Here is an 18,005-nt window from a genome sequence, read left to right as displayed (position 1 = left end):
CGTCATCGGCAGCACCGCCGGGGACGCCCACATCCCGCAACGACGGCCCATCCGGCGAAAGCGCCGGAGAAGGACCAGAAAACACCCCCATCACCTCCACCGAAACACCACAACGTTCGATATCTCTTCCACTGGCCGCTCGGTGGCCGTCAGGCCCTTTTCGGCTTGTGTTTCTTGCGCGAGCCCCCCGTTACCCGTTGGTGACAGTGGGGACAGAGCTGAAACGGTGCACGGGGACAACCCAAGGGCCGGGTGACGGGTCGTAGTGACCGGGAAATCCACCCACGGTACTTCAGCCGACAGCACCGACACCACACGAACGGGGACCCACCCATGACGCACATCAAGCGCGCCCTGGCCATCGCGGCAGTGACCGGCGCCGGCGCGGCCGCCCTCATGGTGGCCGCACCCACGGCCTCCGCGGCACCCTCGCACGCGGCGTACAACGGCGCCTGCGGCTCCGGCTACACGGTCGTCAACTCCACCGAGGTCGGGGACAAGGGCACGGCGTATCTCACCTACAGCTCCGCCACGGGCAAGAACTGCCTGGTCGCGATCCGGAACGTCGCCGGTGAGCCGGTTCCGATGACCATCTACCTGTCGCGGAGCGACACGGAGATCCACGACATCTACGACAGCGGCAACTACCGCTCCTACGCCGGGCCCATCTACACGAACGCACGGGGCACCTGCGTGGACTGGTGGGGCTGGATCGACGGTGTGCGCTTCGAGAAGGCCAACACCAACTGCGGCTGACGTCCGTCCCACTCGATGCCCCGCACGCCGTGGTGTGCGGGGCACCGCTGTCGAACGAGCCGTGACGTCGCCCGGCGGCATGAGCTACGCGATCACCTTGGCGAGGAACGCGGCGACGTTCGCCACGGTCCGCTCGATCTTCTCCTCCAGGGTGAGCGACTCCTGCGGGCGTGATCCGGCGCCCGCGTCCTTCTTGCCCCGTACATACAGCGAGCAGGCGAGATCGCTGCATATGTAGGCGCCCACCGAGTTGCCCTGCTGCCTGGCCTTCCCCGCCTTCGGCGCCACCATCAGGGACACGCCGCCCGTGTGGGCGGTCAGACACATCGAGCACATGCTGCGCCGTGCCTGCCAGGAGGCGGGGCCGGGGCAGCGGAGCGCGAGGGCGGTCGGGCGGCCGTCCAGCACGGTGACCAGATAGGCGCGGTCGGGGGCCTGCGGATCTCGCCAGCCGAGGTAGTCCAGGTCGCCCCAGGGCCGGTCGGCCAGGTCGCGCGGGACGGACAGGCGCTTCACCTCGCCCTTGGTGCAGTTCACGAAGGCGGCACGGATCTCTTGCTCAGTCATCGGCTTCATAAACCGCACGCTAATTTGCCTAATGGCTTTAGGCAAACGCATAATCCGTTCTGGCCGAGGAGAGGAAGGGTATGGCACGGGTAGGACTGACCGCGGAACGCCTGACCCGGGCGGGGGCGGAGCTGGCCGATGAGGTCGGCTTCGACCAGGTGACCGTCTCGGCGCTGGCCAGACGGTTCGACGTCAAGGTCGCGAGTCTCTACTCGCACCTGAAGAACTCCCAGGACCTCAAGACCAGGATCGCCCTGCTCGCCCTGGAGGAGCTCGCCGACCGGGCCGCCGACGCCCTGGCGGGCCGGGCGGGGAAGGACGCCCTGACCGCCTTCGCCAATGTCTACCGCGACTACGCCCGCGAGCACCCCGGCCGCTACGCCGCGGCCCGGCTCAGGCTCGACCCGGAGGCCGCGGCCGCCAGCGCCGGTGTCAGGCACGCACAGATGACACGGGCGATCCTGCGCGGCTACGACCTGGACGAACCGGACCAGACGCATGCGGTCCGGCTGCTGGGCAGCGTCTTCCACGGCTACGTCAGCCTCGAGATGGCGGGCGGGTTCAGCCACAGCGCCCCCGACAGCCAGGAGAGCTGGTCGCGGACGTTGGACGCCCTCGACTCCCTGCTGCGGCACTGGCCCGCGCCGTGACCGGACGCGTATCGCTCATCGCGCATCCGCGCGCCCGGGCACCCGCTCACCTCGACACCCGGGCATCTCACACCCGCGCATCGCCCCGCGCACCGCGCGTCGGCGAACCCGAATCATCCATCCGTACCCCCATGATCAACAGGCTGGAACGATGCACACCACCGAGCACCACTGGATCACCACGCCCATCACCGCCGACATCCTGCGGGGCGCCCTCGACCTTGAGCGCACCGCGCACGGGCTGCTCCCGCACCGGCTGCCCGCCTGGGCCCGCGCCCAGTACGCCGATGGACAGCTCGCCATGGCGGAGGCCCAGCCGTCCGGCGTACGGCTGGTCTTCCGGACCCGGGCCACCGTGGTCGAACTGGACACGCTGCCCACCAAACGGGTCTACGCGGGCGCCCCGCCCCGCCCGGACGGCGTCTACGACCTGCTGATCGACGGCCGCCTGACCGCCCAGTCCACGGTGACCGGCGGCAACACCCTGGCCATCGACCTGGCCACCGGGACCGCCGAGAGCCACCCCGGCCCGGCCGGCACCCTCCGCTTCGCCGACCTGCCCGACGGCGTCAAGGACGTCGAGATCTGGCTGCCGCACAACGAGACCACCGAACTCGTCGCCCTGCGCACCGACGCCCCCGTCGAGCGCGTACCGGACCGGGGCCGCAGGGTGTGGCTGCACCACGGCAGTTCGATCAGCCATGGCTCCGACGCGGCGAGCCCCACCGCCATCTGGCCCGCGCTCGCCGCCTCCCTCGGCGGCGTGGAACTGATCAACCTGGGCCTGGGCGGCAGCGCCCTGCTCGACCCGTTCACCGCACGGACGATGCGGGACACCCCCGCCGACCTGATCAGCGTCAAGATCGGCATCAATCTGGTCAACGCCGACCTGATGCGGCTGCGCGCCTTCACCCCGGCGGTGCACGGCTTCCTCGACACGATCCGCGAGGGGCATCCCACCACACCGCTGCTGGTCGTCTCCCCCATCCTGTGCCCCATCCACGAGGACACGCCCGGCCCCGCGTCCTTCGACTTCGGCGCGCTCAGCGTCGGAAGGCTGCGGTTCCTGGCCACCGGCGACCCAGCCGAGCGCGCCGCCGGGAAGCTGACGCTGGGCGTCATCCGGGATGAGCTGTCCCGGATCGTCGAGCAGCGGGCGGCCGACGACCCCCACCTCCACTACCTCGACGGCCGCGACCTCTACGGCGAGGCCGACGCCGCCGAGTCGCCGCTGCCCGACGAGCTCCACCCGGACGCCGCCACCCACCGCCGTATCGGGGAACGCTTCACCACGCTGGCCTTCGCCGCCGATGGTCCGTTCGCGGACCGCAGCGCCTGACGCCGGGCTCCGTCCGGTACAACGGGAAGGGACGAGAAGGAGCATCGGCGCCGGTACGAGGGAGGGCCGTGATGACGCCCGATGTGTGGGTGCGGGTCAACAGCGCGACGTTCGGCGGCCGCATGGTGCGCGCCGACACCATCGAGCAGGTCAGATGGGACAGGAAGACACCCCAGCACCTGATCCTGACCCTCCACAGCGGTGACGAGGTCCGTCAGGACGTACGGGCCGGCGCGCCGGTCGACGACATGGACGACACCGAGGGCCCCGACCTCGCCGAGCAGTTGGTGAGCGCGATCGCGCGGGCCTCGGACCGACCCGGTGGCCACATGCTGGAGCTGAAGCCCGATGAGAGCACCGGAGGCGTGGGGTGGTTCCGGACGCCGCTGGTGGACAAGCCGTGGGCGGGGTGAGCCGGGGTCTTCCCCGGGCGGCCCGCCCCCTGCGCCACCGCGCGGCCAGGCCCTACCCTGGTGGCCGTGCACATCTGCTTTGTCTGCGGCGGGAACATCTGCCGGTCGCCGTCCGCCGCGCTGGTCTTCGCCGAGCATCTGCGCCGGGCGGGACTCGACGGCGCGGTACGGGTCAGCAGCGCCGGTATCGGCCCCTGGCACGCCGGTGAGCCCATCGACGAACGGGCCGGCGAGCTGCTGGCACGGCACGGCTACCCGGTCGAGCATGTCGCGGCCCAGATCGGTGCCGAGCACCGGGACGCCGAGCTGTTCCTGGCGATGGACCGCGGCCACGAGAAGGCGCTGCGCCGACTGGTCGACGATCCGTCCCGGGTCAGGATGCTGCGGTCCTTCGACCCGGACGCCACCGGTGATCTGGACGTTCCCGACCCGTACTACGGCGGCCCGGAGGGGTTCGACGAGGTGCTGGCCATGATCGAAGCCTCGGTGCCCGGCCTGCTGGCCTGGGTGCGCGAGCGCCTCGGTTCATGAGCGCCCGTGCCGAGGCCGGGACGGGCGAGGACCCCGGCGCCGCGGCGGCCCGCCTCACCGGCCGTCCGGCGACCCGCCGACGGCCGCTGTCCGCCATGCTCACCGAGGTCACCCTCGACGGCGGGCGGACGGTGATGGTCAAACGGGGTGACGATCCCGGCGCGGTGGAGGCCGAGGCGGCGGGGCTGCGCTGGCTGGCCGACGCCGGTACGGTCCGTGTCCCGGCGGTGCACGGCCACGACCGGCACTGGCTGGTCACCGACCAGGTGCCGGCCGGCCGGCCGAGCGTCCGGGCGGCGGCCCGGTTCGGCCGCGATCTGGCCGCCCTGCACGCCGTCGGCGCGCCCGCGTTCGGCGCCCCGCCGCCCGACGGCCCCACGGACGCGTACATCGGCATGGCCCCGATGCGCAACGTCCCGGGCACCGACTGGCCGCGCTGGTACGCCGAACACCGGGTGCTGCCCTATCTGCGCCGTGCCGTCGACGACGGCACGGTGCGCCACGGCGAGGCCGAGGTGATCGAACGCGCATGTGAGCGGCTGCCCGAGCTGGCCGGACCCGCCGAGCCGCCCGCCCGGCTGCACGGCGACCTGTGGAACGGCAACGTCCTGTGGGGCGCCGACGGACAAGCGTGGCTGATCGACCCGGCCGCGCACGGTGGCCACCGGGAGACCGATCTGGCGATGCTCCACCTGTTCGGCTGCCCGCATCTCGACCAGGTGCTGGACGGCTACCAGGAGGTGGCGCCGCTCGCCGAGGGCTGGGCCGACCGCGTCGGACTGCACCAGCTCTTCCCGCTGCTGGTGCACACCGTGCTGTTCGGCCGCGGCTACGCCGGGCAGGCGGTCACGGTGGCCCGGACGGCCCTGGCGCGGTGACCTGCCGCAATTCCTCGTACAGCCCTTCCAGGGCGGTGTGGTCGTCGTCCGTGCCGGTGTGCGGGGCGGCGAACCAGCGCGCGTACTCGGCGATTTCGGAGAGGCGCCAGTCGAGGGCGAACAGCTCGACCATCGCCGGGTCGGGGCGCAGGCGGTCCCCCGCACCGGCCGCGAGCAGATCGGCGTAGTCCCGCTCGCGTGGCGCGAGGGCCAGCGACTCCCAGTCGACCAGCTTCAGCCCGCACGCGCCCACGACCTGGTTGTCGTTGTGCGGCTCGCCGTGGGTTGTCACCCATTGGTCCCGGCGGGAGTGCGCGAGGTCCGCGAGTTCGAGGTAGCGGTCCGTCCAGCGGGTGATCGCGGCATCGTGTGCGGCGATCGCGGCCCGCGCCTCCTCCGCCAGCGGGCCGGAGGTCCAGGGCCGCGCGGTCCGGGCCCGTAGCTCGCCCGCGAACTCGGGGCCGACCTGGGGAGTCCAGCGCCGCAGACCGGGTGGCGGTGTGGCGCGGTGCAGCGTGGCCAGCGCGGCTTCGACCTCGCGGACGTGCGAGGGTCGGCTCGCCTCCTCCTCGGTGGGGCTGCGCCCGTCCAGCCACGGCGTCACGCTCAGCGCGCCCGTCTCGACACCGACGGTGAACCGGCCGGAGGACCGGGCGGGCAGGGGCGCGCACACCACGTCCACACCGGCGGCGGCCAGTGCCGCCGCTCCCGCGTAGGCGGCCTCCAGCGTCGTCTCGGTGTGCCGTGGCTCCAGCTGGTCCAGCGTCACGAACAGAGTCGTGCCGCCACCGGCCACCCGCCAGTGGTGTGCGCCGAAACCCCAGGGCAGATGCGCGATTTCGGCGACGTCCGGCAGCCAATGCGCGGCGACGGCGTGCGCGATCGCTTCGTCACTGATGAAAGAGGGACGGGAGAGCACAAGACCCGATCCTAGGGAGGGGGCGGGCCACCGTCACCGGAATTTCCGGCGGCCCCGTGCCACCACTCCCGCGAACGGAAACCGATGCGCCTGGTGGCCCGTCTTGGGGGGTGGAATCACACGGATGGGAAGCCATGGTGGAGCAGGTGGACAGCGGTACGACGGCGCCGGGGCCGGCGGGGATGCCCCGGCGGGCCGGGCGCCGGCTGGTGCGGTGGGCCCGGTGGGGTGACGCGACGGGGCACGCGCGGGGCCGGTCGCCCTGGACGCGGGGGCGGGTGCTCGCCGTACTGGCGGTGCTGACGGCCGGGCTGCTGGCCTTCCACCGGGCGGTGCCCAACTCGGTGGGACATGTGGGCAGTTTGCTGGAGGCGTTCCTGCCGTGGCTCGGCGTGGCGGTCGTGGTGCTGCTCGGCCTGGCGCTGCTGCGCCGTTCGGCCCTCGCGCTGGTGGCGCTGCTGCTGCCGGTGGCGGCGTGGACGTACCTCTTCGGCGGGCTGTTCCTGCCCGGGGCCGAGCCCGGCCCGCGTGACCTGGTGGTGGTGCAGCACAACGTCAGCGATGAGAACGCCGATCCGGCGGGTACGGCCCGCGCCCTGGCCGACGCCGGGCCCGATCTCATCGCGCTGGAGGAGCTGGTGCCCAGCGCGCTGCCGGTCTACGAGAAGACCCTCGCCCCGGACTACCCGTACCACGCCGTCCGGGGCACCGTCGGGCTCTGGTCGAAGCATCCGCTCACCGATTCCCGGCCGTTGGACATCAAACCCCGGGGGATCGCGGAGGGGTGGAATCGCGGGCTGCGGACCGCCGTCCACACGCCGCACGGCGAGATCGCGGCGTATGTCGCACACCTGCCGTCGGTGCGCATCCGGGCGAGTGGCCTCGCGTCCTCCTGGCGTGATGAGAGCGCCGGTCTGCTGGGCGAGGCAATCGCCGCCGAGAAGCGCGATCGGGTGGTCCTGCTGGGCGATCTCAACGGCACGGTCGACGACCGTGGGCTGGCCCCGCTGACCTCGCGGATGAACGTGGCGGAGCGGGGCTTCGCCTTCAGCTTTCCCGCGGACTTCCCGCTGGCCCGGATCGACCAGGTCATGGCCCGCTCGGCAACCGTCGGCGACATCCGCACCCTGCCCGCCACCGGCAGCGACCACCTGCCGGTCGCCGCCCGGATCGCATGGGGGTGACCGGCCCGGCAAGGTCGGCACCGTTCGCACCCGGCAGCCGCCACCGCGTCGCGGGGTCTCCTCGGGAGCGGTCCCGGGACCCGCGGGTTAGAAATGCCGCGCACGCATTCCCGACCCAGGAGGTTCCACTGATGAGTACCGGTATGCGCTGGAGGACCGCGACGGCAGCGGTTACCACGACTCTGGCGGGCACGCTGGGCCTCGGCCTGATGTCGCCGGTGGCGCAGGCCGCCGCCCACGGGCCCTGCTACGACGGGCGGTGCACGGTCACCGTGTCGAGGCCCACGAGCATCAAGGTCGACAGCCACCGGTTCGGGTTCGGGAAGCTGCGGATCACCCACATCAGCTCCCGGTCCGTGAAGATGGCGGCCACCACTACGGGCGGCGCGCGCCTGAGCGGCAGCACCAGCCCGGGCGGCACCGTCAGGCTCAACAACCTGAGCATCGGTGTGCGGTCGGTCAGCGGCCACAAGGCCAAGCTGGTCCTGTCGTCCTGAGGTGGCGTCCTGACGCGTCATCAACTCCGCATGGCACCCCGGCGCATGTGTCTGCGCCGGGGTGCCATCCGTAGTACGGTTCCGTCGTCACGCGCCGCGAACCGGATTCCTGCTCGGACAGGACTCGCCTCGGCTGCCCATTCCGGCCCGATCATGACGAGGACCCAGAGCGATGCCACCGTCCCTCAGCAACTTCAACATGGACCTCCTGGTCCCGCTGCACGCCCTGCTGATGGAACGGAGCGTGACCAAGGCGGCGGAGCGCGTGGAGGTCACCCAGCCCTCGATGAGCACCTCGCTCGCCAAGCTCCGCCGCCACTTCAATGAGCCGCTGCTGGTCAGGGACGGCCGCCGCATGGTGCTGACTCCCTTCGCGGAGTCGCTGGTCCAGCCGGTCACGGAGATGCTGGAGGCGATCAGGGAGGTGGTGGGTGCCAACGCGGCCTTCGACCCGACCACCAACCGCCGGGTGTTCACCGTGACCGCCAGCGACTATGTGGCCATCGTTCTGCTGCGGCCGCTGCTGCGGGAGATCGACACCGCCTACCCCCATGTGCAGATCAAGGTCGCTCCGCTGAGCCACGGCATGGTCGACCAACTCCGCAGAGGCCAGTGTGATCTGGTCATCTGGCCACCCCTGATCCAGGACAAGGAGCTGGAGACGTTCTCCAGCTCCACGTTGTTCACCGATGAGTTCGTGGCCGTGGTGGACCAGGACCACCCCGAAGTCGGTGACGTCCTGACCTCCGACCAGCTCTGCACCCTGCCGTACGTCCAGATCGGGGGGCCGCAGCCCACGATCGCCGACACCGTGCTCGCTCAACTCGGCCTGCCCCTCCGGGCCGTCGCCGCCACCGACAACTTCACCAACGCGGCCTGTCTGCTCCCCGGCACCCGCATGGTCGCGGTGATACAGCGGCGCCTGTTCGACCAGCTCGGCCCGCGCATCGGTCTTCGGACCGTGGCGCTCGATGTGCCGCTGCCGCGGCTCGTCGAGTCGATGTACTGGCATCCCAGGAACACCATCGATCCCGCCCACCGATGGCTGCGCGAGCGGGTCCTGCGCCTGTGCGCCACCGACCTTCCGGACCGGCCGCACGGCGAGGCCGGTCCTTCGCGGGGCGCTCGGCCCGACGGATGATCAGTTCGCGGGCGCGGCGAGGGCGGGGGTTCGGGTGCTGCTCCGGTCCGGCGTCCGGTGGTCCGGTGTCCGGTCCCGTTCCACCGTCATGCTCAGGCCGATGCCGTTCATCTCCTCGAGGAAGCGCGGATAGGAGCCGCGGTAGGCGTTCGGGTAGGTGAGCCGGGTCTCACCGTCGGCCGCCGTGCCCGCGACGGCCAGCGACATCAGCACGCGGTGGTCGTTGAACGAGGACAGTTCGGCTCCGGTCAGCCGCTCGGCACCGTGGCAGAGCAGTCGCTGCCCGCGCTGCTCGATCCGCGCGCCCATCCTGGTGAGCTGCAGCATCGCCTCCACCCGGTCCGACTCCTTGAGCCTGACGTGGGCCACGTTGTCCAACACGGTGGTGCCGTCCGCCACCGCCCCGAGCACGGAGAGAGCGGGCAGCATGTCGGGCACCGCCCGGCAGTCGACCCGGGCGGGGCTCAGCCTGATCCCGTCGTGGCGGACGCGCACCATGCCGGTCGCCGGGTCGGCCGTCATCGGCAGGCCCATCCCGGCGACGATGTTCAGCAGGTCCGCCTCGGGGTGGTCCACCTGGTCCACGGGGAGCGCGGGCAGCCCCCGGAACAGCACATCGGCGGGGTGCAGCGCCGTCACGGCCAGGCCGAACGCCGCCGCGCCGACGTCGGGGGGCAGCACCACGGTTGCCGGAGTGGGGCATTGACCGGGCTCGATGTCGAACCGCCGCCCGCTCTCGGAGACATCGACCCGCAGCCCGAACCGCCGCATCATCCGGATCGTCAGATCCACATGGGAGCGTTCGTTGAACTCGCCCTCCACCGTGATGGTGCTCGGCCCGGTCGCGAACGGCGCCACCATGAGCAATCCGGAAATCCACTGCGAAAGGATGCCCTCGATACGCGCGTGGCCCCCTTTCGGGCGGCGCGGCCGCACGGAAATCGGCGGACCGCCCGTGGGCGAATCGAGGTCAATACCGAGGTCGGACAGGGCCTGCAGCAGCGGGCCTATCAGACGCCGGTGGAAAGACTTCTGCCCCACGATGGTCACCGGCGCGCTCGCGAGAGAGGCGAGCCCGGCGAGGAAATACAGCGCCGTATCCGAACTGCCCACCGAGACCTGCGATCGCAGCGGCCGGTACGGACCCCCGTGCACGAGGAAGTCGTCCCCGTCCACCTCGATCCGCGTACCGAGGCCGCGCAGCGCGGTGATGGTGTGCCGGATGTGCTGCGCGTTCGACAGCCCCACGATGCGGCTGGTCCCGGGGGCGAGCGACGCCAGCATCAAGGCGCGATGCGCGTGGTATTTCGAGGTCGGAACGGCGATCTGCCCTTTGACCTGATCGGATGACCGCTTCACGAGCAGCCGCATCCCATTCCCCCGATCCACCCGTTCACCTGAATTCACCCTTGGCGGCGTCGAGGTTCACGCTAGCGACCGCACCGCGCGCCGGAAATCCCGATGTGCTTATGCCTGGCATCTCCGTCCGGGATATAACCCATTCGCGTACAGAAGATGCTGAACCCGGCACATCGCCCCCGCGCTCACTTTTCGGTGATACGGGCGGTCACACGGGTCAGCAGGGGCACGCAGTCCCGCAGTTGCCGCTGCTCGTCGGGGCTGAGTGCGTCGCGGATGGCGGTGCCCAGCCAGCCGGCGCGCTGGGCGCGCTCCCGCTGGAGGCGGGCGCGGCCGGCGTCGGTGATGTGCAGCAGGAGTTTGCGGCCGTCGCTGGGGTGGGGCTCGGTGCGCACCAGGCCGTCGCCGAGCAGTTCCTTGACGGATTTGGCGGCCGACTGGTGGGTCACTCCGCGCCGGTGCGCGAGGTCGGCCGTGGTCTGCGGACCACCACGGTCGAGGTGGCCGAGGATGGCGGCTCCTCCGGAGGGCATGGTGTCGGCGGCCCGTACGGCGCGGACGAGTTCCCCGACCGCCTGCCGCAGGTCTTCAGCCAGTGCGTCGTCTTCCATGGTCCCACCCTACCCAGGTCATGAAGGGAGGTTGTACAACCATCTTGTACAGTTAATTTGCACAATTCAGTTGTACAGTTCTGCCAGGGATCGAGGAGACCCACGATGCAGCTCACCAAGTTCGGCCATGCCTGCGTCCGTATCGACAAGGACGACCGCCGCCTGGTCGTGGACCCGGGGGGCCTCACCGAACCGCACGCCCTGGATGGCGCGGACGCGGTCCTGGTGACCCATGAACACTTCGACCACTTCTCCGAGGAGGCGCTCCGCAAGGCCGCGGAGAACAACCCGGCCCTGCACATCTGGACCAACACCTCCGTCGCCAAGCAGTTGGACGGCCTCGGCACCCGGGTCACCACCGTCGGCGAGGGCGAGTCCTTCACCGCGGCCGGTTTCGAGGTGAAGGTCTACGGCACGTGGCACGCGCCCATCCACCCCGACATCCCGCCCGTCGGCAACGTCGGCTTCCTCATCGACGACACTCTCTTCCACCCCGGAGACGCGCTCACCGTCCCCGATGTCACCGTCGACACCCTGCTGCTGCCCGTGCACGGCCCCTGGTCCGCCACCGGGCAGCTGATCGACTACGTGCGGGAGGTGGCCCCACGGGACGCCTACGCCATCCACGACGGCGCCCTCAATGACGTCGGTCACGCGATGCTCGGCGGGTTCCTGGGCGACAACGGCCCCGGCACAGGCGCCCGCTACCACGGGCTGGCCGCGGGCACCTCCGTCGACATCGGCTGAGTTCCCATCCCCCCGGCGGCGCGCGCCGCGGTCATCGGCCACTCACGTCGGCTCTCGCGCCGACCGCGGTCGATGCCGCGGCGGTCAGGGCGGCAGGGAACACCGCCTCACCGTCCAATGTGATGGACGTCACAGTATGCGGGAACCTAGTCTTCAGGTCATCATATGACCCGATCGCCGCAGGCAGCCGGGGCCGACCGCGCCCCGGACACCACAGCGAGGACGGCGGCGCTCCCCCATACGCACAGCAAGGACGAGGAGGGGCATGAGCGACCAGGACAGGCCGGCGCGACCGCGCGTGGGCGTGGTGGGCCTCGGGGCCATGGGACTCGGCATGGCACGCAGCCTGCGGACGGCGGGCTACGACGTCGGGGTCCACGATCTGCGGCCGGAGGTGGCCGAGGACTTCGCCCGCGACGGCGGGACGGTGTACGCCTCCCCCGGCGACCTGGCGGCCGCGGTGGACGTCGTGGTCAGTGTCGTGGTCAACGCGGCGCAGGTGGAGTCGGTGCTGTTCGGCGCCGACGGGGCCGCCGACCGGCTCCACCCCGGGGCCGTCTTCGTGATGTGCTCCACGGTCGACCCGGGCTGGTCGGCGGAGCTCGGGGGACGCCTGGCCGAGCGGGGTGCGCTCTACCTGGACGCCCCCATCTCCGGTGGCGCCGCGCGTGCGGCGGCCGGTGAGCTGACCATGATGACGTCGGGCTCCGCCGCGGCGTACGCGGTCGCCGACCCGGTGCTGGAGGCCATGAGCAGCACGGTCTACCGCCTGGGCGAGCAGCCCGGCCTCGGTTCGAAGGTCAAGATCGTGAACCAGCTGCTCGCGGGGGTGCACATCGCCGCGGCGGCCGAGGCGATGGCCCTGGGCCTGAAGGCCGGTGTCCCGGCCGAGGCGCTCTATGAGGTCATCACGCACAGCGCGGGCACCTCGTGGATGTTCGAGAACCGGATGGCGCATGTGCTCGCCGGTGATTACACCCCCCTCTCCGCGGTCGACATCTTCGTCAAGGACCTGGGGCTCGTCCTCGATTCGGCACGGCCGGAGAGGTTCCCGCTCCCCCTGGCCGCCACCGCTCACCAGATGTTCCTCCAGGCGTCGGCGTCCGGCCTGGGCTCCGAGGACGACAGCGCGGTCATCAAGATCTTCCCCGGGATCGATCTGCCCCAGCCGGTGGGAGCCTGATATGGGCATCCGGCTCGGCTGCATCGCCGACGACTTCACCGGCGCCACGGACCTGGCCAACAACCTGGTGCGGGCGGGCATGCGCGTGGTCCAGCTGATCGACGTACCGCCGCCCGGCGCCGAGCGGCCGGTGGACGCGGACGCCGTGGTCATCGCGCTCAAGTCGCGGACCGTTCCGGCCCCCGACGCCGTCGACGCGTCGCTGCGGGCCCTCGCCTGGCTGCGGTCCGCGGGTGCCGAGCAGATCTACTTCAAGTACTGCTCCACCTTCGACTCGACGCCCGCCGGCAATATCGGGCCGGTCACCGAGGCCCTGATGGACGCGCTCGGCACCGACTTCACCATCGCCACGCCCGCGTTCCCCGACAACGGGCGCACGGTCTTCAAGGGCCATCTCTTCGTCGGCGATGTGCTGCTCAGCGAGAGCGGTATGCGCCATCACCCGCTCACCCCGATGACCGACCCCAATCTGATCTCGGTCCTCGGCGCGCAGACCACACGAGCGGTCGGCCTGATCGACCACACGGTGGTCGGCCGCGATGCCACGGCGGTCCGGGCCCGGATCGACGAACTGCGCGAGCAGGGTACCGGAATCGCCGTCGTCGACGCCGTCTCCAACGACGACCTGGTGCGCCTCGGCGCGGCGGTCCAGGGGATGCCCCTGGTGACCGCCGGTTCGGGCCTGGCCATCGGGCTGCCCGCGAACTGGGGGTTCGCACCGTCCCACGCCGCCGCCGCGCTGCCACCGCCCGGCGGCCACCGGGCCGTCATCTCGGGATCGGTCTCCGCCGCCACCAACCAGCAGGTCCAGGAGTTCCAGCGCACCGGCCGCCCCGCGTTCCGCGTGGATCCGCTGCGGGTCACGGCCGGTGAGGACGTGTCCGGCGAGGCGCTCGCCTTCGCCGAATCGCGTCTGGCCGACGGGCCCGTCCTCTTCTACTCCACCGAGGCGCCGGAGGCGGTCCGCACCGTCCAGACCCGGCTCGGCGCCGTCGAGGCCGGCGAGCTGGTGGAGCGGACCCTGGCCCGCGTGGCCGAGGGCCTGGTGGAGCGCGGTGTGCGCCAACTCGCCGTCGCGGGCGGCGAGACCTCCGGAGCGGTCGTCCGGGCGCTCGGCATCACCGGACTGCGCATCGGACCGCAGATCGACCCCGGTGTGCCCTGGTGCGCGGCGGCGCTGCCCGGCGGGGACACGCTCCACATCACGCTGAAGTCCGGCAACTTCGGTGGCCCCGCGTTCTTCACCGACTCCTTCGCCCTGCTCGACCGGGAGGTCTCATGACCGAGCTCCTCGACACCGCCGTGGACGAGGCACGTGACGAGATCGTCCGAGTGGGCACCAGCCTGTTCAACCGGGGCTATGTGCACGCCAGCGCCGGGAACATCAGCGCCCGGATCGGCGACGGCCATCTGATCACGCCCACCGACGCCGCCCTGGGCTTTCTCGAGCGCGACCGCCTCGCGCTGGTCGACGCCCGGGGTGAGCAGCGCGCGGGCGACCGCGCGAGCAAGACCCTGACGCTCCATCGGCGTATCTACGCGGCCGACCCCACGGCCCGGTTCATCATCCACACCCATTCCACCCACCTGGTCGCGCTCACCCTGGCCGGTGTGTGGAGCCAGGACGACGTACTCCCGCCCCTCACGCCGTACTTCGTGATGAAGGTGGGGCACGTTCCGCTCATCCCCTACCACCGGCCCGGCAACCCGCGCGTGGCCGACCTGGTGACCGCCCGGATCGCCGACCACCTGGCGAGCCACACGCCGATCAGGGCCGTCCTGCTCGACCGGCTCGGCCCCGTGGTCTGGGGCCCGAACGCGGCCGCCGCCCTCGCCGTCCTCGAAGAACTCGAGGAGACGGCACGTCTCTGGCTCCTGACCGACCGTCGACCGGGGCCTCTCACCACCGACGCGATCGACGAACTGAGGTCCACGTTCGGCGCCGCTTGGTGACCTGTCGCTCCCCCGTCCCCGTCCCCGTCGCAGAATCCCTGAGCCGCAAAAGGATTCCGTCATGCCCATGCCCGCAGTGGCGGCCGAGACGCCCGCGCTCGCCCGCGAGAACGCCGTCTACCGCAAGGTCGTACGCCGCATCGTCCCCTTCCTCGTCCTGGCTTACGTGGCCTCCTACCTGGACCGGGTCAACGTCGGCTTCGCGAAGCTCCAGATGTCCGACGACCTCGGGTTCAGCGAGGCCGCGTACGGACTGGGGGCGGGCCTGTTCTTCATCGGGTACTTCCTCCTGGAGGTGCCCTCGAACCTGATGCTGCAACGCGTCGGAGCCCGCACCTGGATCGCCCGCATCATGATCAGTTGGGGCCTGGTCTCGGCGGCGTTCATGTTCGTCACCAACGAGGCGACGTTCTATGTGCTGCGGTTTCTGCTCGGTGCCGCGGAGGCGGGGTTCTACCCCGGGGTGATCCTCTACTGCACCTACTGGTTCCCCTCGCACCGCCGGGCCCGGGTGATCGCGATGTTCATGTCGGCCATCCCGGTGGCGGGCATCTTCGGCAATCCGCTCTCCGGCTGGATCATGGACCGTTTCCAGGGCGTGAACGGCTGGCAGGGCTGGCAGTGGATGTTCCTGCTGGAGGCGGTCCCCGCGCTCCTCGTCGGTGTCATCACGCTCTTCTACCTGGACGACGGCGTGCAGGACGCGAAGTGGCTGACCGATGAGGAGAAGGCCGTCGTCGAGCGGGCGGTCGCCGACGACAGCGCGCACCGGACGGTGCACGGCCGGGTCCGGGACGCCTTCCGTGAGCCGAGGGTGTGGCTGATGTGCCTCATCTACTTCTGCTTCGTGATGGGCCAGTACGCCCTGACCTTCTGGATGCCCACGTTCGTCGAGTCCACCGGCATCGAGGGCAACGTGGCGATCGGCGTGCTCAGCGCCGTGCCGTTCGTGGCCGCGCTCGTCGCGATGAACCTGTTCGGCCGCTCGGCGGACAAGCGCCGCGAGCGCCGCTGGCACCTGGTCATCCCGAGCCTGATGGGCGCCGTCGGGTTCTCGCTGTCCGCCGTCTGGAACGGGTCGACCGTGCTGTCCCTGACCGCGCTGTCCGTCGCCGCGGCCGGGGTGCTGACCTGCGCTCCGCTGTTCTGGTCGCTCCCCACCGCGTTCCTGGGCGGCACCGCGGCGGCGGCCGGACTTGCCATCATCAACTCGGTGGGCAACCTCGCCGGTTTCGTCAGCCCCTACATGATCGGCGCGCTCAAGGACGCCACCGGCTCGGCGTCGATCCCGATGTACGTCCTGGCGTTCACCCTGGTCGTGGGCGCCGTCGCGGTGCTCACCACCAAGAAGCAGGTCGTCAACCGCTGACCGGGACGTCCCGGCCCGAACGCAGGAGCCAGCATGCCGAGGTTCGCCGCGAACCTGTCCCTGATGTACACCGAACACGACTTCCTCGACCGCTTCGCCGCGGCGTCGGCGGACGGCTTCGAGGCCGTCGAGTACCTCTTCCCCTACGGGTACGACGCCGCCGAGCTGCGGCGCAGGCTCGACGACCACGGACTGGGGCAGGTGCTCTTCAACGCGCCTCCCGGCGCCTGGGAGTCCGGGGAGCGCGGGATCGCGGCGCTGCCCGGACGCGAGGCGGAGGTGCGCTCCGGGATCGGCCGGGCCCTGGAGTACGCGGCGGAGCTCGGCTGCCCACGGGTGCACGTGATGGCCGGGCTGGTGGGGCCTTCACAGGAGCCGGCCAAGCACCGCGACACCTATCTGGCCAATCTCGCCTGGGCCGCGGAACGGGCCGCCGCGGCGGGCGTCGACATCCTGATCGAGCCCATCAACGGCCGCGACATGCCCGGCTACTTCCTGAACCGGCAGTCCGAAGCGCACACCGTGGTACGGGAGGTGGGAGCCCCGAACCTCAAGGTGCAGCTCGACCTCTACCACTGCCAGATCGTCGAGGGCGACCTCACCACGACCCTGCGCCGTGACCTGCCGACCGGCCGGGTCGGCCATCTGCAGATCGCGGGCGTACCCGATCGCCATGAGCCCGACCGGGGCGAGCTCGACATCCGCCATCTGTTCGGCGTCATCGACGACCTGGGCTTCGACGGGTGGATCGGCTGTGAGTACATCCCCCGCGCCGGTACGAGCGAGGGGCTCGGCTGGCGCCACGACTACCGAGGAGACAACGCATGAGGATCGTCATCACGGGTGGCTTCGGCTTCCTGGGCCGGCGGGTCGCCGCCGCGCTGCTCACGTCACGGACGTTCCGCGGTGCGCCGATCGACCGGCTGGTGCTCGCCGACCGCGTGGTGCCGCCCGGTTCGGCGGCGGACGACCCTCTCGTGGACATCGTCCAGGGCGATCTGGCCGACCGGCTGGACGAGGTGTTCGCGGAGCCGGTGGATGTGCTGATCCATCTCGCCTCCGCGGTCTCCGCCGAGTGCGAGGCCGACTTCGACCTCGGTATGAGCGCCAATGTGGACACCACACGCGCGGTGCTGGAGGCCGCGCGGGCCCAGTCGGCCGCCGGCGGGCCGGTGCCGCGAGTGGTGTTCTCCAGCAGCGTCGCCGTCTACGGTTCCGATCCCGCGCTGCCGCTGCCGCCGGTCGTCAGCGAGTCCACCCTGCCCACACCGCGGTCGAGCTACGGGATCCAGAAGCTCGTCTGCGAGCAGTTGATCGCGGACTACACCCGCCGCGGTTTCCTGGACGGGCGCGTCGCCCGTCTGATGACCGTGTCGGTACGGCCGGGCAAGCCGAACGCGGCCGCCTCCGGCTTCCTGTCCGGCATCATCCGCGAGCCGCTCGCGGGCCGCCCGGCCACCTGCCCGGTCCACCCCGAGCTGAAGGTGGCCCTGGCCTCGCCACGGCGCACCGTCGAGGGCATCCTCCGCGTCGCGGAGGCCGAGCGCGGCGCCGGGCCGGGCCGGATCGACGGCGGGGTGCCGGTCAACCTTCCCGCGCTCACGGTCTCGGTCGCCGACATGCTGAGCACGCTGCGGCAGGTGGCCGGCGACGCCGTCGCCGACCTGGTGACGATCGCGCCCGACCGCGACGTCGAGGCCATCGTCGGCTCATGGCCCGCCGTGTTCGACAACGCACGCGCCGCCGCGCTCGGGCTGGCCCCCGACCCGGATTTCGCCTCGGTGGTGCGCGCCTACCTCGAGGACCACGCCGACGCGGTCATGGACGGTGCACACCCATAGGGGTGTCCGACGGATCGTGACGCCTGCGGTGGGCTGCTCCCCTCCCCGCCCCTGCCCGGCACCTGAC

20 protein-coding genes are annotated in these 18,005 nt (G+C 71.2%); 16 read left to right on the top strand and 4 right to left on the bottom strand.

All coding sequences use genetic code 11. The features are described from left to right. Nucleotides 1–342 precede the first annotated feature (342 nt). Nucleotides 343–756, top strand: a complete 414-nt coding sequence (locus ACZ6TD_RS44615) for a spore-associated protein A (RefSeq protein ID WP_471358611.1) — start codon at nt 343–345, stop codon at nt 754–756. Between the two features lie 84 nt (nt 757–840). Here the strand turns inward: ACZ6TD_RS44615 and ACZ6TD_RS44610 are convergent, their stop codons facing one another. After that, the gene (locus ACZ6TD_RS44610; protein ID WP_471347500.1) at nt 841–1,332 is read right to left on the bottom strand and encodes an FBP domain-containing protein; all 492 of its coding nucleotides are present in this window, start codon (nt 1,330–1,332) and stop codon (nt 841–843) included. Between the two features lie 71 nt (nt 1,333–1,403). Between ACZ6TD_RS44610 and ACZ6TD_RS44605 the strand changes: the two genes are divergently transcribed. The 5 genes from ACZ6TD_RS44605 (at nt 1,404) to ACZ6TD_RS44585 (ending at nt 5,134) form a co-directional block, all read left to right on the top strand. Next, a complete protein-coding gene (locus ACZ6TD_RS44605; protein ID WP_471347498.1) occupies nt 1,404–1,973 on the top strand; it encodes a TetR/AcrR family transcriptional regulator in 570 nt (189 codons plus the stop codon). Between the two features lie 151 nt (nt 1,974–2,124). Then, nucleotides 2,125–3,312: a GDSL-type esterase/lipase family protein gene (locus tag ACZ6TD_RS44600; protein ID WP_471347496.1), complete on the top strand. Its 1,188-nt coding sequence runs from the start codon at nt 2,125–2,127 to the stop codon at nt 3,310–3,312. Nucleotides 3,313–3,383: 71 nt separating this feature from the next. Beyond that, nucleotides 3,384–3,725: a hypothetical protein gene (locus ACZ6TD_RS44595; protein WP_471347494.1), complete on the top strand. Its 342-nt coding sequence runs from the start codon at nt 3,384–3,386 to the stop codon at nt 3,723–3,725. 66 nt (nt 3,726–3,791) lie between these two features. Beyond that, nucleotides 3,792–4,256 (top strand): low molecular weight protein-tyrosine-phosphatase, encoded by a 465-nt coding sequence (locus ACZ6TD_RS44590; protein ID WP_471347492.1) that lies wholly within the window; start codon nt 3,792–3,794, stop codon nt 4,254–4,256. Then, nucleotides 4,253–5,134 (top strand): fructosamine kinase family protein, encoded by an 882-nt coding sequence (locus ACZ6TD_RS44585; protein WP_471347490.1) that lies wholly within the window; start codon nt 4,253–4,255, stop codon nt 5,132–5,134. Before ACZ6TD_RS44590 ends, ACZ6TD_RS44585 begins: the two co-directional genes overlap by 4 nt. On the opposite strand, the gene ACZ6TD_RS44580 is transcribed toward ACZ6TD_RS44585, so the two are convergent. Then, entirely contained in the window at nt 5,103–6,053 is a 951-nt protein-coding gene (locus ACZ6TD_RS44580) for an aminoglycoside phosphotransferase (protein WP_471347488.1), read from the bottom strand. The two genes, ACZ6TD_RS44585 and ACZ6TD_RS44580, sit on opposite strands and share 32 nt — an antisense overlap. 278 nt (nt 6,054–6,331) lie before the next feature. Here ACZ6TD_RS44580 and ACZ6TD_RS44575 point away from each other — a divergent pair, with 278 nt between their 5' ends. From ACZ6TD_RS44575 to ACZ6TD_RS44565, 3 genes are all read left to right on the top strand, one after another. Further along, entirely contained in the window at nt 6,332–7,237 is a 906-nt protein-coding gene (locus ACZ6TD_RS44575) for an endonuclease/exonuclease/phosphatase family protein (protein ID WP_471358608.1), read from the top strand. 131 nt (nt 7,238–7,368) lie between these two features. Beyond that, nucleotides 7,369–7,734 (top strand): hypothetical protein, encoded by a 366-nt coding sequence (locus ACZ6TD_RS44570; protein ID WP_471347486.1) that lies wholly within the window; start codon nt 7,369–7,371, stop codon nt 7,732–7,734. Nucleotides 7,735–7,906: 172 nt separating this feature from the next. Beyond that, nucleotides 7,907–8,875 carry a LysR family transcriptional regulator gene (locus ACZ6TD_RS44565; protein WP_471347484.1) on the top strand — a complete coding sequence of 323 codons (969 nt, stop codon included), beginning with the start codon at nt 7,907–7,909 and terminating at the stop codon, nt 8,873–8,875. Here the strand turns inward: ACZ6TD_RS44565 and aroA are convergent, their stop codons facing one another. After that, a complete protein-coding gene (gene aroA, locus ACZ6TD_RS44560) occupies nt 8,876–10,246 on the bottom strand; it encodes a 3-phosphoshikimate 1-carboxyvinyltransferase (protein WP_471347482.1) in 1,371 nt (456 codons plus the stop codon). 173 nt (nt 10,247–10,419) lie between these two features. Next, nucleotides 10,420–10,845: a MarR family winged helix-turn-helix transcriptional regulator gene (locus ACZ6TD_RS44555; protein ID WP_471347480.1), complete on the bottom strand. Its 426-nt coding sequence runs from the start codon at nt 10,843–10,845 to the stop codon at nt 10,420–10,422. A 105-nt stretch (nt 10,846–10,950) separates the two neighbouring features. Here ACZ6TD_RS44555 and ACZ6TD_RS44550 point away from each other — a divergent pair, with 105 nt between their 5' ends. The 7 genes from ACZ6TD_RS44550 to denD all read left to right on the top strand — a co-directional run bounded on the left by ACZ6TD_RS44550 (nt 10,951) and on the right by denD (nt 17,938). Next, nucleotides 10,951–11,592, top strand: a complete 642-nt coding sequence (locus ACZ6TD_RS44550) for an MBL fold metallo-hydrolase (protein ID WP_471347478.1) — start codon at nt 10,951–10,953, stop codon at nt 11,590–11,592. Between the two features lie 265 nt (nt 11,593–11,857). Then, the gene (ltnD, locus tag ACZ6TD_RS44545; RefSeq protein WP_471347476.1) at nt 11,858–12,775 is read left to right on the top strand and encodes an L-threonate dehydrogenase; all 918 of its coding nucleotides are present in this window, start codon (nt 11,858–11,860) and stop codon (nt 12,773–12,775) included. A 1-nt stretch (nt 12,776) separates the two neighbouring features. Next, nucleotides 12,777–14,057 carry a 3-oxo-tetronate kinase gene (otnK, locus tag ACZ6TD_RS44540; RefSeq protein ID WP_471347474.1) on the top strand — a complete coding sequence of 427 codons (1,281 nt, stop codon included), beginning with the start codon at nt 12,777–12,779 and terminating at the stop codon, nt 14,055–14,057. Further along, on the top strand, nt 14,054–14,728 hold the full coding sequence (locus tag ACZ6TD_RS44535) for a class II aldolase/adducin family protein (protein ID WP_471347472.1): 675 nt from the start codon (nt 14,054–14,056) through the stop codon (nt 14,726–14,728). The genes otnK and ACZ6TD_RS44535 overlap by 4 nt, the downstream gene beginning before the upstream one ends. 61 nt (nt 14,729–14,789) lie before the next feature. Then, entirely contained in the window at nt 14,790–16,097 is a 1,308-nt protein-coding gene (locus ACZ6TD_RS44530) for an MFS transporter (protein ID WP_471347471.1), read from the top strand. A 33-nt stretch (nt 16,098–16,130) separates the two neighbouring features. After that, a complete protein-coding gene (otnI, locus tag ACZ6TD_RS44525; RefSeq protein WP_471347469.1) occupies nt 16,131–16,925 on the top strand; it encodes a 2-oxo-tetronate isomerase in 795 nt (264 codons plus the stop codon). Further along, nucleotides 16,922–17,938, top strand: a complete 1,017-nt coding sequence (gene denD / locus ACZ6TD_RS44520) for a D-erythronate dehydrogenase (RefSeq protein WP_471347467.1) — start codon at nt 16,922–16,924, stop codon at nt 17,936–17,938. Before otnI ends, denD begins: the two co-directional genes overlap by 4 nt. Nucleotides 17,939–18,005 lie beyond the last annotated feature (67 nt).

This window comes from Streptomyces yongxingensis, assembly GCF_055597465.1.
The sequence above is the reverse complement of the archived record's forward strand: the minus strand, read 5'-3'. Positions and strand labels throughout refer to the sequence as shown.

Bases quoted from the DNA above. Each gene is read 5' to 3' on its own strand.
- ACZ6TD_RS44605 (WP_471347498.1), top strand. From the start codon at position 1,404: ATGGCACGGGTAGGACTGACCGCGGAACGCCTGACCCGGGCGGGGGCG.
- otnK (WP_471347474.1), top strand. From the start codon at position 12,777: ATGGGCATCCGGCTCGGCTGCATCGCCGACGACTTCACCGGCGCCACG.
- ACZ6TD_RS44600 (WP_471347496.1), top strand. From the start codon at position 2,125: ATGCACACCACCGAGCACCACTGGATCACCACGCCCATCACCGCCGAC.
- ACZ6TD_RS44550 (WP_471347478.1), top strand. From the start codon at position 10,951: ATGCAGCTCACCAAGTTCGGCCATGCCTGCGTCCGTATCGACAAGGAC.
- ACZ6TD_RS44555 (WP_471347480.1), bottom strand. From the start codon at position 10,845: ATGGAAGACGACGCACTGGCTGAAGACCTGCGGCAGGCGGTCGGGGAA.
- ACZ6TD_RS44570 (WP_471347486.1), top strand. From the start codon at position 7,369: ATGAGTACCGGTATGCGCTGGAGGACCGCGACGGCAGCGGTTACCACG.
- ACZ6TD_RS44565 (WP_471347484.1), top strand. From the start codon at position 7,907: ATGCCACCGTCCCTCAGCAACTTCAACATGGACCTCCTGGTCCCGCTG.
- aroA (WP_471347482.1), bottom strand. From the start codon at position 10,246: ATGCGGCTGCTCGTGAAGCGGTCATCCGATCAGGTCAAAGGGCAGATC.
- ACZ6TD_RS44535 (WP_471347472.1), top strand. From the start codon at position 14,054: ATGACCGAGCTCCTCGACACCGCCGTGGACGAGGCACGTGACGAGATC.
- ltnD (WP_471347476.1), top strand. From the start codon at position 11,858: ATGAGCGACCAGGACAGGCCGGCGCGACCGCGCGTGGGCGTGGTGGGC.
- ACZ6TD_RS44585 (WP_471347490.1), top strand. From the start codon at position 4,253: ATGAGCGCCCGTGCCGAGGCCGGGACGGGCGAGGACCCCGGCGCCGCG.
- ACZ6TD_RS44530 (WP_471347471.1), top strand. From the start codon at position 14,790: ATGCCCATGCCCGCAGTGGCGGCCGAGACGCCCGCGCTCGCCCGCGAG.
- ACZ6TD_RS44610 (WP_471347500.1), bottom strand. From the start codon at position 1,332: ATGAAGCCGATGACTGAGCAAGAGATCCGTGCCGCCTTCGTGAACTGC.
- denD (WP_471347467.1), top strand. From the start codon at position 16,922: ATGAGGATCGTCATCACGGGTGGCTTCGGCTTCCTGGGCCGGCGGGTC.
- otnI (WP_471347469.1), top strand. From the start codon at position 16,131: ATGCCGAGGTTCGCCGCGAACCTGTCCCTGATGTACACCGAACACGAC.
- ACZ6TD_RS44595 (WP_471347494.1), top strand. From the start codon at position 3,384: ATGACGCCCGATGTGTGGGTGCGGGTCAACAGCGCGACGTTCGGCGGC.